The 13,542-nt window shown below is 64.3% G+C and carries 12 protein-coding genes; 8 read left to right on the top strand and 4 right to left on the bottom strand.

Features of this window, described 5'->3' with window-relative positions; all coding sequences use genetic code 11:
* Positions 1–61: 61 nt before the first annotated feature.
* Complete coding sequence (locus tag M2342_RS14380; RefSeq protein ID WP_264579584.1) at positions 62–1,648, bottom strand: M23 family metallopeptidase; 1,587 nt, start codon at positions 1,646–1,648, stop codon at positions 62–64.
* A 226-nt stretch (positions 1,649–1,874) separates the two neighbouring features.
* On the opposite strand from M2342_RS14380, the gene M2342_RS14375 reads away from it, so the two are divergent.
* The 5 genes from M2342_RS14375 (at position 1,875) to M2342_RS14355 (ending at position 7,442) form a co-directional block, all read left to right on the top strand.
* Positions 1,875–4,838 (top strand): helicase-related protein, encoded by a 2,964-nt coding sequence (locus tag M2342_RS14375; protein WP_264579583.1) that lies wholly within the window; start codon positions 1,875–1,877, stop codon positions 4,836–4,838.
* A gap of 52 nt (positions 4,839–4,890) precedes the next feature.
* Positions 4,891–5,175, top strand: coding sequence for an RNA-binding S4 domain-containing protein (locus tag M2342_RS14370; protein WP_264571088.1), 285 nt, complete (start codon positions 4,891–4,893; stop codon positions 5,173–5,175).
* A 94-nt stretch (positions 5,176–5,269) separates the two neighbouring features.
* Positions 5,270–5,608 carry a ferredoxin FdxA gene (gene fdxA / locus M2342_RS14365; protein WP_181560401.1) on the top strand — a complete coding sequence of 113 codons (339 nt, stop codon included), beginning with the start codon at positions 5,270–5,272 and terminating at the stop codon, positions 5,606–5,608.
* Between the two features lie 391 nt (positions 5,609–5,999).
* Positions 6,000–6,530, top strand: coding sequence for a CarD family transcriptional regulator (locus M2342_RS14360; RefSeq protein WP_181560400.1), 531 nt, complete (start codon positions 6,000–6,002; stop codon positions 6,528–6,530).
* A gap of 183 nt (positions 6,531–6,713) precedes the next feature.
* Positions 6,714–7,442: a DUF2807 domain-containing protein gene (locus M2342_RS14355; protein ID WP_264579582.1), complete on the top strand. Its 729-nt coding sequence runs from the start codon at positions 6,714–6,716 to the stop codon at positions 7,440–7,442.
* A 64-nt stretch (positions 7,443–7,506) separates the two neighbouring features.
* Here the strand turns inward: M2342_RS14355 and M2342_RS14350 are convergent, their stop codons facing one another.
* Both M2342_RS14350 and M2342_RS14345 read right to left on the bottom strand, forming a co-directional pair.
* A complete protein-coding gene (locus M2342_RS14350) occupies positions 7,507–8,106 on the bottom strand; it encodes a PEPxxWA-CTERM sorting domain-containing protein (protein ID WP_264579581.1) in 600 nt (199 codons plus the stop codon).
* 238 nt (positions 8,107–8,344) lie between these two features.
* Entirely contained in the window at positions 8,345–10,441 is a 2,097-nt protein-coding gene (locus M2342_RS14345) for a RelA/SpoT family protein (RefSeq protein WP_181560397.1), read from the bottom strand.
* 178 nt (positions 10,442–10,619) lie between these two features.
* Here M2342_RS14345 and M2342_RS14340 point away from each other — a divergent pair, with 178 nt between their 5' ends.
* From M2342_RS14340 to M2342_RS14330, 3 genes are read left to right on the top strand one after another with little or no spacing between them, the layout of a single operon-like run.
* On the top strand, positions 10,620–11,129 hold the full coding sequence (locus M2342_RS14340; protein WP_264579580.1) for a winged helix-turn-helix transcriptional regulator: 510 nt from the start codon (positions 10,620–10,622) through the stop codon (positions 11,127–11,129).
* A gap of 8 nt (positions 11,130–11,137) precedes the next feature.
* Complete coding sequence (locus tag M2342_RS14335) at positions 11,138–12,238, top strand: sensor histidine kinase (protein WP_264579579.1); 1,101 nt, start codon at positions 11,138–11,140, stop codon at positions 12,236–12,238.
* Positions 12,235–13,035: a LytR/AlgR family response regulator transcription factor gene (locus tag M2342_RS14330; RefSeq protein WP_181560394.1), complete on the top strand. Its 801-nt coding sequence runs from the start codon at positions 12,235–12,237 to the stop codon at positions 13,033–13,035. The genes M2342_RS14335 and M2342_RS14330 overlap by 4 nt, the downstream gene beginning before the upstream one ends.
* 102 nt (positions 13,036–13,137) lie before the next feature.
* Here the strand turns inward: M2342_RS14330 and M2342_RS14325 are convergent, their stop codons facing one another.
* Positions 13,138–13,512 (bottom strand): glycine zipper 2TM domain-containing protein, encoded by a 375-nt coding sequence (locus M2342_RS14325; protein WP_181560393.1) that lies wholly within the window; start codon positions 13,510–13,512, stop codon positions 13,138–13,140.
* Positions 13,513–13,542 lie beyond the last annotated feature (30 nt).

Here is a 13,542-nt window from a genome sequence, read left to right as displayed (position 1 = left end):
GGCGCGCCGAAGGCGTGGCATCCGAGAGGAACGGCGTCGCTCGCGACCGAGCGGATCGCGCTTATCGCGTGCGGCTGGACCCGCCGCCTGCCGACTGAGCGGACGCAGCAGCGCTTGAGGCATTGCTCGCTGCCATTTCCGTCGGCTCCGTCTTCGCAGGCTCAGGAAGGCCGGCGCGCAGGCGCTTGAGTTCGGCAAGGCGGCCCTTGAAGGCGCGCAGTTCGGCGCCGGCCAGTTGCGCTGTCTCCGTGAACTTCACGCTCGCCGGATTGATCGTGCGCCCATTGCGATAGAGTTCGTAGTGCAGGTGCGGTCCGGTGGAGAGGCCGGTCGAGCCGACATAACCGATGACCTGCCCGCGCTTGACGCGCTGACCAGCGGCGACGGCGATGCGGCTCATATGGCCGTAGCCAGAACCAAGGCTGCCACCATGCTCAATCTTGACGTACTTGCCATGGCCGCCGTGCCAACCGGAATAGGTCACCCGGCCGTCGCTCACCGCATAAATGGGTGTGCCGGTGCTGGCGGCGAAGTCGAGACCGGCGTGCATCCGGCTATAGCCGAGGATCGGGTGCCTGCGCATGCCATAGCCGGAACTCTGCCGCCCGCTTACCGGACGGGCGAGAACACCGCGCTGCTCACCGACGCCGGATGCTTCGAACCACTGCGCGCGCCCGGCCTGCGTCCAGCGCAGCAGGTTGATGTCCTTGCCTCGCTGCCGATGGAGGCCCGCGAACAGCAGCTCTCCGGTCTCACTTTCACCGGTCGCGGCGCGGCGATGGGCGACGATGATATCGAACGTATCGCCAGCCCGCAGGCCGTTGCCGACATTGACCTGCGCCGACAGCACCTTGAGATAGGCCTGGATCGTCGACGGATCGGCACCGGCTGCGCGGGCGGAGCGGTAGAGGCTGTCACCCACCTGGCCGCGAATGCGCAGTGGCGTGTTGTCCACAATGATGGGAATGCGGCGCAGCGTCAGCGCGCCATCCTGCCGGGTGATCTCCAGCGCCAGCTCGAGCTTCGCGCGGAGGGACAGATGATCCAGCGGGCGTGCGACATTGCGGTTGGCGCGCCGGCCGAGCACGATGCGCACGCGGGTGCCGGGCGCGATCGTGGCGGGATCGACGGCCTGCCGGATCAGCGCCATCGCCGCGCTGGCATCATTGCTGCTGATGCCGGCGCGCGAGAGGGTGTGGGCGAAGCTGTCGCCAGTGCCGACGGCGGCATCCAGCTCGATCTGCGGGCGCTCGGGCGTCTCGCGCAACGGCGCGACCAGATCGGTCGGTCCCATGCGCTTGCCTGTATCGGCCCCGAGCGCCGAGGCGCTGATCATCTGCGAGCGATACTGGTCCAACTGCTCGGTCGAGAGCGGCGCGGGTTGTGCGCCGGGAACGGTCAGGACGCCGGGCGCGGACATGACCATGATGCCGCACAGCGAAAAGCACGTAATGAAGCCGCGCCACCAGGTCCGGCTGCCGATGTTCTGGCCAAGATCTGGCGCGAGATCGACGCGATGCGCCCAGTCCTGCACCCGCTCGCGCCAGTCTCCAGAGCGGAGCGGTGCGAGCACCTTCGCCGGGCTGTTAAGCCAAAGCGTACCGGTGCCGGCGCCCTGCGTGGGGCTAAGCTCGATCTTCTGAAACACGAATTGATGCGCCCCTGACGGCTTCTGCCACGCTGTCGCGACTGCCAAACGTCGCGCTTTGTTTGTAAAGGCAGGGGGTTAAAGTCAAATAAAGACACAATATCGACCCATAGCTTGCGGCGAGTTGTGCGCAATCGTCGGCTGATTGCGGAACCATCCCTAATTCATGCGGGGTCTGGATTGAGCCTTGCCGTGAGCCACGGCGCGCTCCATGTGTCAGCCAATCATGTCGAGCTACGAGCCTGCAGCTCTCAAGGCGGTCCTGGGACCGACCAACACGGGCAAGACCCATCTGGCGATTGAGCGGATGTGCGGCCATTCGAGCGGGCTCATGGGGTTTCCGCTCCGCTTGCTGGCGCGTGAGGTTTACGAGCGCGTGGTGCGAATCAAGGGCGCCGATCAGGTCGCGCTGCTGACCGGCGAGGAGCGAATCGCGCCGCCCGGCGCCCGCTATGTGCTGGCGACTGCCGAGGCGATGCCGGTTCGCGGTGGCTTCGGCGCCTTCTCCGATTTCGCGTTCGTGGCCGTGGATGAGATCCAGCTCGCCGCGGACCCCGAGCGCGGCCACATCTTCACCGACCGGATGCTGAATGCCCGTGGACGCGAGGAAACGATGCTCCTCGGCTCGGCAAGCATGGCGCCCTTGGTGCGCACGCTGCTGCCCAAGGCGGAAATCGTGACGCGGCCGCGCTTCTCCACCCTGCGCTACAGCGGGCCGCAGAAGCTCTCCCGCCTGCCGCGCCGCTGCGCCGTCGTCGCCTTCTCCGTCGAGGAGGTGTACCGCGTGGCTGAAATGCTGCGCCGGCATCGCGGGGGCGCGGCGATCGTGATGGGGGCGCTCAGCCCTGCGACGCGCAATGCGCAGGTCGCGATGTTCGAGGCCGGGGAGGTCGATTATCTGGTGGCTACGGACGCCATCGGCATGGGGCTCAATCTTAACGTCGATCATGTCGCCTTCGCGTCGCTCCGCAAGTTTGACGGACGGCGGACGCGCCGCCTGACCGTGTCTGAAATGGCGCAGATTGCCGGGCGCGCCGGGCGTCACCAGCGGGACGGGACATTCGGCGATGTCGGCGCGGCGGACGGCGAGCCGGCTTTTTCCGCCGAGGAGGTGGAGCGGATCGAGGAGCATCGCTTCGATCCCATTGAGCAGATTTTTTGGCGGGAAGCGGACCTGCCGATGGACGATATCGATACGCTGATCGAGGCGCTGCTGGATCGTCCGGAGCGCGCGGGCCTGCGCGCGGCGCCCGAAGCGATTGACCTGGCGGTGCTGCAATATCTCGCCGACCTGCCGGACGTGCGCGCACGGGCGCGGGGCCGGGGGCAGGTCGCGCGGCTCTGGGCGGCCTGTTCCGTGCCGGATTTCCAGAAGCTCGGCATCGAGCACCATGCGCGCACCATTCACCGCCTGTGGACGTGGCTGAGCCAGGGCAGCGGCCATATTCCGCAGGACTGGTTCGCGGCGCAACTCGCCAGGCTGGACAATGTGCAGGGCGATGTCGATGCGCTGGCCGGGCGGATCGGGGCGGTGCGAATCTGGGCCTATGTCGCGCAGCGGGACGACTGGCTGGCCCAGCCTGTCGAGATGGCGGCGCGCGCGCGGGCGCTGGAAGAGCGGCTTTCCGATGCGTTGCACGGCGCATTGAAGCAGCGTTTCGTCGATCGGCGCGCCTCTGCCTTGCTTCGGCGCGGCGGTGATGCCAAGGCGTTTTTGTCAGTGGACGTCGACGGCGCAGGCAATGTAACAGTCGATGGTCACAGGATCGGCACGATGCGGGGCTTCCGCTTCATCGTCGATCCGTTGGCGAGAGCGAATGAGAAGCGGCTGCTGCTGGCCGCTGCCGAACGGAGACTGGGTGCGCATTTGAACGAGATGGCTCAGGCATTGCTGGCGGTGGACGATAAAGCGTTCACTCTCGCCAGCCCTCCCGGCGGTGATGCGCAGATCATCTGGAACGGGCACCCGGTCGCGACATTGAAGGCAGGGCAGCGTCTGCTCGCGCCTGAAATGACGCTGGATGCGGGGCTCTCCAGCCTCGTCCCGGAAATTCAGCAGGGCGTGCGCGATCGGCTGGCGCTCTGGCTCAAGAATCAATTCGAGCGCCACATTCCGGCGCTGCTGAAGATGGAGGCCGGCTCCACGGAGGCCGAACTCCCCGCCACCGTGCGCGCCGTGCTCGCGCAACTGGCGGACGCCGGGGGCATCGTGCCGCGCAACACGCTGGATGAAGCGCTGGGGCAGGTCGCCAAGGAAGACCGCACCCATTTGCGCAAGGCCGGGGTCGTGATCGGCGTCATGGATTTGTATCATCCCGGCCTGATGAAGCCGGCGGCGGCCCAATGGCGCATGGTGCTGCTCTCGCTGAAATCCGGCAAATCGCTGGTGGCACTGCCCGCGCCGGGCGCGGTGTTGCTGCAGAGCGGTGGCGGCGAAGAGCGCAAGGCGAGTGCGCCGAGCGAGCCGGTGGAATCCAACGAGGTCGCAGCGCCGGTTGAGGTCGAAGCGTCCGCTGAAGCGCCGGCACCAGTCGAGGCTCCCGCATCCGAAACGCCGGCAGTTACTGAGGCGCCCGCACCTGCCAAGGTCGCCAAGCCTGTCGTGCCGATCGACGAGATTGGCGCGCGCATTGCCGGGTTCCGCAAGCTGGGCGAGGCCTGGCTGCGCATCGATATGGCCGAACGGCTTGCACGCGGGGCGCATGAGGCGATTGCGGCCGGCAAGCCCTATGGCGCTGATGATCCAACGATCGTCTCCATTGGCCTGAATGAAGCGAGCTTCCTGGAGCTGATGCGGCAGGCGGGTTTCCGCCCGGTGCCCGATGCGGCGGAAGGCGCGCCCAACTGGCAGTTCCGTGGCCGGCCCAAGCCGCGTCCGAAATTCGAGGGTCCGCGCAATCGCGGCGGCAATCGTCGTCCGGCCCAGCAGGGGCGGCAGGATCAGGATGGCCAGTCCCAAGCGGCCGGCGATGGCCCGCGCAACCGCCCGGATCGGCGCGGCAAGGCGGGTGAGGGTGGCCCGCGGCGTGAACGGGACAAGCGCCCGGATCGCGACAATCGTCCCGATCGCGGCCCGAGGCCGGATCGTGGTCCCCGACCGGACCGTGACGGCGGTGGTCGCGAGCGGCCGATCGTCGCCACGGGCAAGGCCTTGGCCGGTCTTGGCGCCTTGTTCGGCCGAGAGGACTGACTTTCTGGCGAGGCAGCGGGATGAGGGCGCATCGACCGGCCATGGACCGAGTTTGCGCCTCGACAAATTCCTCTGGTTCGTGCGCCTGTCCCCCAGTCGTTCTAGCGCGCAGGCGCTCGCGGAGCGTGGCATCGTGCGCATCAATGGCCGCCGGATCGAGCGGGCGCACGCGCCGGTGCGGGTGGGTGACCTGCTCACCTTGCCGCAGGGCAATGTCATTCGCGTGATCCGCGTGGAACATTTGCCGGAGCGGCGTGGCCCGGCCCCAGAGGCCCAGCTTTGCTACAGCGCGATTACGCCCGGTGCCGACCCGGATACGACGGTGATGCCCCGATAAAGTTAAGCTACGCGCAATCCTTGCCCTTGCCTGTTGACCCTGTGGCGGCGCGCGCATATCGCGATCAGCGAAAACCAAGCTAGGAAAGCCAGCCATGACCTATGTCGTGACCGACGCGTGCATTCGCTGCAAATATATGGACTGCGTGGAAGTATGCCCGGTGGATTGCTTCTACGAGGGCGAGAACATGCTCGTCATCAATCCCAACGAGTGCATCGACTGCGGCGTGTGCGAGCCGGAATGCCCGGCTGAGGCGATCCTGCCCGATACCGAGAGCGGTCTTGAGCAGTGGCTTGAGGTGAACACCAAATATTCCGCCGAATGGCCCAATATCACGACCAAGCGCGAACCCCCCGCGGATGCCGAAGAGCATAAGGGTGAGGACGGCAAGTTCGACAAATATTTCTCGCCCGAGCCGGGCGAAGGCGGCTGAGCCTTACGCACAACTGACTGTATTCGCCTGCAATTGCGGGCGGATGTGGTGCCTCGCGATGCCGACCTATTGGCTCGCGAAGGACTAAGGGCGGGTTCGGAGCGAGCCCGCTACGGTTGGGCCAGATGAACTCTCCTGACCAGCGCGACACGCCATCCATAGTGTGTCGGCGTGCGATATGCCGCAAAATATCAGATTACCTCCGGTTAGGCTGGTAATTTTGTTGCGAATCTGTTAAACCCGCCGGGAAGTGACACCCCTCGTCACTCAGGAGTATTCGCGCATGGCCTGTGGCTGGCACCTGCACATCTGCATTCTCGCAAATCTGCATTCTCAACGTGCCGCGTAACTCAGCCAAGAATACAAACAGATAGAAGAAAGGTTCGCAAGAATGGCTGCAAAAGCGCTGTCTTTTGATGTCGGCGACTATGTTGTCTATCCGAAGCACGGCGTCGGCCGGGTGATCGAGCTGCAAAGTCAGAAGATCGCCGGGATCGACCTCGAGCTTTATGTGCTGCGTTTCGAGAAGGAGCGGATGACCCTCCGCGTCCCGACGAACAAGGCCGAAAGCGTGGGGATGCGCAAGCTCTCCTCGGACAAGACACTGGGCGAGGCACTCGAAACCCTCAAGGGCAAGCCGAAGGTGAAGCGGACGATGTGGTCGCGCCGCGCACAGGAATATGAAGCGAAGATCAATTCCGGTGATCTAGTGTCGATCGCGGAAGTGACGCGCGACCTGTTCCGGGCGGACGATCAGCCCGAGCAGAGCTATTCCGAGCGTCAGATCTTCGAAGCCGCCTCCAGCCGTCTGGCGCGTGAACTCGCGGCGATGGAAGAGGTGGACGAGGCAACGGCTCTGAAGAAGATCCTCCAGATCCTCAATGAGGCTGCCCCGAAATATGCCAAGGAACGCGTCGAGTAATCGAGGCTTCTTCCTTAGAGACCAAGAGACGGCGCTCCTTACGGGCGCCGTTTTTTGTTGGGGCGCGTCCACGCCAGGGGCATCGTCCATAGTCACCTCGTCACGATGGGGGCTCGTGTGGGCGACTTGGGGCGATACATCTGCTATGCTCGCGCTCATAAATAGCTTCGGGGGATGACCGTCATGACATCAGGTGCCGCGCGCCGGGCGATCCCGCTGCTGATGCTCTTGGTTGCCGCTGGCGGACTGTCAGCGGCCCATGCAGCGAACCGCACCTATATCGTGACCGACTTTGATAGCATCCGTGTCGAGGGGCCATTGGAAGTCTCCCTTGAAACCGGGCGCGGGGCGTCCGCGCGGGGCGAGGGAGATCGCGGCATGCTGGATGCCCTGCAACTGACGGTATCTGCACGCACGCTAACGGTGCGCCTCCGCGCGCCCGTGGCTGGCGCTTCCGGGGCGCAGAGCGACCGGGGCACAGCGCGGCTCGCTCTCACAGCGCCGAGCTTGCGCCGGGTGCAACTCGCGGGCTCCGGTCTGCTGCGCGTGAAGGGCCTCAACAAGGCGGCTGCCGATGTGAATCTCGTCGGCAGCGGTCGCATCGAGGTGAGGGGAATCGAGATTGACGATCTCAAGCTCGTACAGGGCGGGGCGGGCAGCACGCTCCTGTCCGGGCGAGCGCGCAAGGTGCAGATCGGCCTCTCCGGCAGCGGCACACTCGATGCGAGCGACCTGCGGGCCGTGGACCTTGACCTCGCGGTGGATGGCGCCGCGACGGCCGAAACCTTTGCCGAGCGAACCGCCAAAGTGATGCTGGTGGGAACCGGCAGCGCGGTGGTGGAGGGGCGCCCTGCCTGTACCGTGCGCCAGGTCGGGAGTGGGCTGGTGCGCTGCGGACGCCCTGCGCCTTGAGGTAAAAGAAAGGGCGCCGGAAACCCGACGCCCTGTCCTTATGCAATTCTGGTGGTCAGGTTGATCAGGCGAACTGAACCTTCGCGGCGCGGCGGCGCATCAGCATGCCTGCCAGGCCGAGACCGGCGACCATCAGTGCCCAGGTGGCGGGCTCCGGCACGGGAGCCGGGACCGGCGCTGCGCCTGTCTTGTAGATGGTCGCGTTCGAGCCGCTGGCGAACTGGAGATTGAGCAGGTCGATGCCGTCGGTGCCAGCATCGAACTTATAGAATGCGGTGATGTTGTTGGCGAGCGGCTGACCCTTGCCCGACGGATTGGGAATGTTGCCGAAGTGCACGCCGATATAGGTCGTGCCGTACATCATCGTGTCGAAATTCAGGGTGGTGGTCGAGATCCAGGGCGAACCGGAGACCTTCTCCACGGCGCTGGAAAACGCGTTGGGAAGCGTCAGACCAAGCAGGGCCAGCGCGGACGTCTGATCTCCCGTGGTCGCCTGACTGGCCAGATTGCCGTTGTAAAAGCCGACACAGCTGAAGCTCGAACTCGCCGTGAGGCCAATGTCCGATGCGGAGCAACTGGCGGCAGAACTGACAAGCGCTGCCTGAGCCGGCTGAACGGCAAAAGTAGCACAGGTCACCAGCGACGCGATGAGGATCTTACGCATGTATCGAACTTCCCGACTGAGCGTTCTCGGCTCGTTTCCTTGGCAGGCCTGCCTTCGTCCCACCGGAGGCTTCCTGATGACCGAGCATGTAGAGGCGCCAGCAAAAAGGGGCGAGGTCGTTGAGGATAGTTTCCTGGCCCCTCCGGGCGCTGTCCGACATTGGCACTGTTTTGCAGCAAGGATTAACGCGCGTGGAGAAGCGGGATGATCGTTTGCAAGGCGCTGCCGCCCGCCGCCGCTAGATCCGATCCGCCTGCACCACGGCGTCCACCGCCCGCAACGCCGAGAGAATTCGGGCGACGTGGCTCGCATCTTCCACCTCGAGATCGATGAGATCGGTGTGGAACGGGCCTTCGCGGTTCACCAGTTGCAGGTTGAGGATATTGGCCTTGTTGACCGCGAAGATGTTGGCCACCGTCGCCAGAGCGCCGGGCTGGTTTTTAAGGATGACCGAAAGCCGCGCCGTGCCGCCCTTGGCTTCGCTGTCCCAGCTGAGGTCCACCCAATCGGCATCCTGACCGGTCTCCAGCACGAGGCAATCGATGGTATGCACCTCGATCGGTTCGCCCGGCCGCCGCAGGCCGACGATGCGGTCGCCCGGAACGGGATGACAGCATTCTGAAAGGGTGAAGGCGATGCCCGGGGTCAGGCCAATGATCGAAACGGCCTGCGCCTGCTTCTTGCGCCGCCGCGCCGCGCCGGGTGCGTCCTCCGCACTGCCGGGCACGAGGGCGTTCATCACCTCCTCGTCCGAGATGCGGTTGGTTGCGATGGCGATCATCAGCGCGGCCTTGTCTTCCAGCTTGAGCCGCTTGATCGCCGCTTTCTCCGCCTTGTCGCCAATCTCTACCGGCAGGCGTAGCACGATCTCCTCGTAGAGCTTCTCGCCCAGTGCGATCGTCTCGGTGCGCTGCTTCTGGCGGATGAACCGGCGGATCGCTGCGCGGGCCTTGCCGGTGATCGCGAAGCTGAGCCAGCCGGGCTGCGGCTCCTGCGCATCGGACTTGAGGATCTCGACCTGGTCGCCATTCTCAAGCTGCGTGCGCAGCGGCATGACGCGCCCATTGATCTTCGCGCCGACGGTCTGATTGCCGAGCGTGGTGTGGACGGCATAGGCAAAATCGACCGGCGTCGATCCCTTGGGGAGCTGTTGCAGCTCTCCCTTGGGGGTGAAGGCGAAGATCCGGTCCTGATACATCGCCATGCGGGTGTGCTCGAGCAACTCCTCCGCATCGTGGCTTTGTTCAAGGATTTCGACGAGATCGCGCAGCCAGCCGGCCTGCCCGTCGGGCCGCGCGCCGGACTGCTTGTAGGCCCAGTGGGCGGCAAGGCCGAACTCGCTATCCTGATGCATCCGCTCCGAGCGAATCTGCACCTCGATGCGGGCATTCTCCTCGTGGATCACGGTGGTGTGCAGCGACTGATAGCCGTTGCGCTTGGGCGTGGAGATGTAATCCTTGAACCGTCCGGGCACCATCTTGAAGCGCTGATGGATCAGGCCCAGGGCGCGATAGCAATCGTCCGTGCTGTCGGTGACGACGCGGAATGCCATGATGTCGGTCAGCTGCTCGAAGCTGATGTGGCGCTCCTGCGTCTTGCGCCAGATCGAGTAGGGATGCTTTTCCCGGCCGGAGACCGTGACGTGCATGCCCGCCGAGGTGAGCATATTTTGCAGCTGCGTCGAGATGCGGGCGACCTTGCTTTCACCGCCTTCCTTGAGCAGGGCGAGACGCTTGGTGACGCTGTCATAGGCATCGGGCTCAAGCTGCTGAAAGGCAAGGAGCTGCATCTCGCGCATGAACTCGTACATGCCGATGCGCTCGGCGAGCGGCGCGTAGATATCCATCGTCTCGCGGGCGATGCGGCGGCGCTTTTCTTCGTTCTTGATGAAGTGCAGCGTGCGCATATTGTGCAGCCGGTCGGCCAGCTTGACGAGCAGCACGCGAATATCGTCCGACATGGCGAGCAGGAACTTGCGCAGATTCTCGGCGGCCCGCTGGCTTTCGCTCTGCGCCTCGATCTTGCTGAGCTTGGTCACGCCATCGACCAGCCGGGCAACGTCCTGCCCGAACAGGCGCTCGATCTCCGCCGTGGTGGTGAGCGTATCCTCGATCGTATCGTGCAGCAGGGCGGTGACGATGGTTTTATCGTCCAGGAACAGATCGGTCAGAATGCCTGCCACTTCAATCGGATGACTGAAGTAGGGATCGCCACTGGCGCGTTTTTGCGTGCCATGCTTGGCGACCGAAAACACATAGGCGCGGTTGATCAGGGCCTCATCGGCATCCGGGTCATAGCCTTTGACCCTCTCGACCAGTTCATATTGACGCAACATCGTCGCGCAACATGGTGGGCGGACCCCGTGCAGCGCAACAAAAAACTCGCGCGGCAGCGGTCGGCGAGGGGGAAGTTGTCCCCTCAACGCCACGCTCCGCCCGATCCGTGCGACGAAGGCACAGTCGGGCGCACTCGCCATTTGGCGCGGCGCGCCGAATGCGCTAGCGTCGCTGGCCATGGCTGAACGCAAGGGTCTTGATGCATTTGAGGGCTGCGCCCTGCCGGCCGCGCTCGAAACGATGGGCGAGCGGTGGTCGTTCATGATCCTGCGCGCCTGCTTCAGCGGCATCGTCTATTTCGAGGATTTCCAATGCGCGCTCGGCATCGCCCGCAACATCCTGTCCAATCGGCTGGGCAAGCTGGTTGCGAGGGGCATCCTCACCCGTGAGCCGGTCGCCAATGACAAGCGCCGTGTGGCTTACGGCCTTACCGAGAAAGGCAAAGCCTTGATGCCGGTGATGATTGCGCTGCGCCAGTGGGGGGAGCGCTGGGAACCGGTGCCGCCGGCACGCCGGATTCTGGCGGATAGCCGGGACCGGCAGCCAGTCCGAGAGGTGCGCTTGCAGGCCGCCGATGGCCGGCTGCTCGACTATCAGGATCTGTGCTGGATCGAGGCGCCGGCCGCGGCCGACGAGGAGCCGGATTGCACAGCCGCGCCCTTGCGCGCGGTGGGCGCCGCGCGTTGAGCCCGCCGATGACCTCCGTGCTCGTCATCCGCCGTCGGCCGTTCTTTGAGGATAAGAACAAGGCGTTCTGGACCTTGCAGGCGGTCGGATGGACCGGCGCGTTCCTGCTGCGCGCCGTCTCCGGCATCGCCAATGGCCAGCCGCTGTCTTTTCTGGTGCCGGTGCTCATCTCGACGATCACCGGCTATTCGCTGACGCTGCTGATGGCGGTGGGCTATCGCTTCCTGCTGCGGCAGACGCCGATCGTCACCTGGACCGCCTCGATCGTCATCGCGATCGTCGCGGGCGGAACATCCGCCTTTATCGATGCCTGGGTGTTCACCACGCTCAACCAGTCGGGCGATGGTTCCAGCCTCAAGCTGTTCCTGGGAGCTTTTTACCTCAATTTCACGCTGCTGGGGGCGTGGTCGGCGCTCTATTATGCGATCAATTTCTACATCACCGTGGAAGAGCAGGCCGACCAGTTGCAGTTGCTGGAGAGCCAGGCGAGCAGCGCCCAGCTTGCCATGCTGCGCTACCAGCTCAATCCGCATTTCCTGTTCAACACGCTCAACAGTATTTCCACGCTGGTGCTCCTCAAGCAGACGGAGCGGGCCAACGCGATGCTCTCCCGCCTCTCGGCTTTCCTGCGCTACACGCTCATCAACGAGCCGACCGCGCAGGTGACGCTGGAGCAGGAAGTAGAGACGCTCAAGCTGTATCTCGAGATCGAGAAGATGCGCTTCGAGGATCGTCTGCGCCCGATCTTCGACATTCATCCGGCGGTCGCCTCCGCGCGACTTCCTTCGCTGCTGCTGCAACCTTTGGTCGAGAACGCCATTAAATATGCCGTAACCCCCCAGGAGGAGGGCGCGGATATCGTGGTCACAGCGCAGCCTGTCGGCGAAAACGTGCGGATCGTCGTTTCGGACACCGGTCCCGGCTTGAATGGGAGCGATCAGCGCATGACGAAGGGTACGGGTGTGGGCCTTGCCAACATTCGTGACCGATTGGTTCAGGCGTTCGGGGAACGCCAGAATATGGAAACGCGTTCACCACCCGAGGGGGGCTACAGCGTCATCATCGAGATGCCGTTCATTACCGCCGAACCATCAAGGGTAGCCGCATGACCATACGCACCATTCTCGTCGACGATGAAAGCCTCGCCATTCAGGGGCTGAAGCTCCGCCTGGAGGCTCATCCCGACGTTGAGATCGTGGAGACGTGCACCAACGGTCGCGAAGCGATCCGCGCGATCAAGACACACAAGCCCGATCTCGTCTTTCTCGATATCCAGATGCCCGGCTTTGACGGCTTCTCCGTGGTCCAGGGGGTGATGGAGGTCGAACCGCCGCTCTTCATCTTCGTGACGGCTTATTCCGATCACGCGCTGCGAGCCTTTGAGGCCAAGGCGATCGATTATCTGATGAAGCCGGTGGAGGAGCAGCGTCTTGCCGATGCGCTCGACCGTGCCCGGACCCGCCTGCATGAGAAGAAGCAGGTGGAGGAAGCGGGCCGCCTGCGCGAAGTGCTGGCCGAGGTGGCTCCGGACGCGGTGTCCGAAATGCCCGCGGACAATGAGGCACCCTCATCGAGCCGCTATGAGAAGCTCATCAACATCAAGGATCGCGGGCAGATCTTCCGCATCGATGTCGACACCATCGAGCGGATCGACGCGGCCGGCGATTATATGTGCATCTATACCGCGGATAACTCGCTGATTCTTCGGGAGACGATGAAGGACCTCGAAAAGCGGCTGGACCCGCGCAATTTCCAGCGCATCCATCGCTCGACCATCGTCAACCTGTCGCAGGTTCGTCAGGTCAAGCCGCATACCAATGGCGAGTGCTTCCTGATCCTCGAATCCGGCAGCCAGGTGAAGGTGAGCCGCTCCTATCGCGACGTGGTCGCGCGCTTCGTGCATTAAGAGCGCCACCAGTCAGGTGACGAGATCGAAAAGAAAGGCCGGTCCCTTGCGGGGCCGGCCTTTCCATTTGCCTGGGAGGCAGAAGCTTGGCTGTCACGCCGCTCAGCAGCGGCTGTCGGCCTTGTCGATCGCGCGGCCGGCAATCGCGCCCACGGCGCCGCCGATGATCACGCCTGCGGTCTTGTCACCCCGGCGACCGGCAACCTCATGGCCGAGCAGGCCACCGGCGAGGGCGCCGATGATCGTGCCGCCCGTGCCATTGTCCCGGCAGCGGTTGTCGTAGCGATAGTTGCGACGATCCGAATAACGGGCATCGCGGTAATCACGATAGTCGCGGTCGTTGTAGCGATAGTCCCGGCCATAATCGCCGCGATAGTCGCGATAATGGTCGCGAGCCATGGCCGGAGCCGTGACGCCGAAGGACGTTGCGACCATGGTGGCGGCCGCCGTGATGCTGAGGAACTTGCGTGCAGTCATGGTCTTGCTCCTTGAAATCCTTTGGCGGGC

It is taken from the genome of Sphingobium sp. B8D3A (assembly GCF_025961995.1).
Taxonomy (GTDB): Bacteria; Pseudomonadota; Alphaproteobacteria; order Sphingomonadales; family Sphingomonadaceae; genus Sphingobium.
This window is presented reverse-complemented; position numbering and strand designations above follow the sequence as displayed.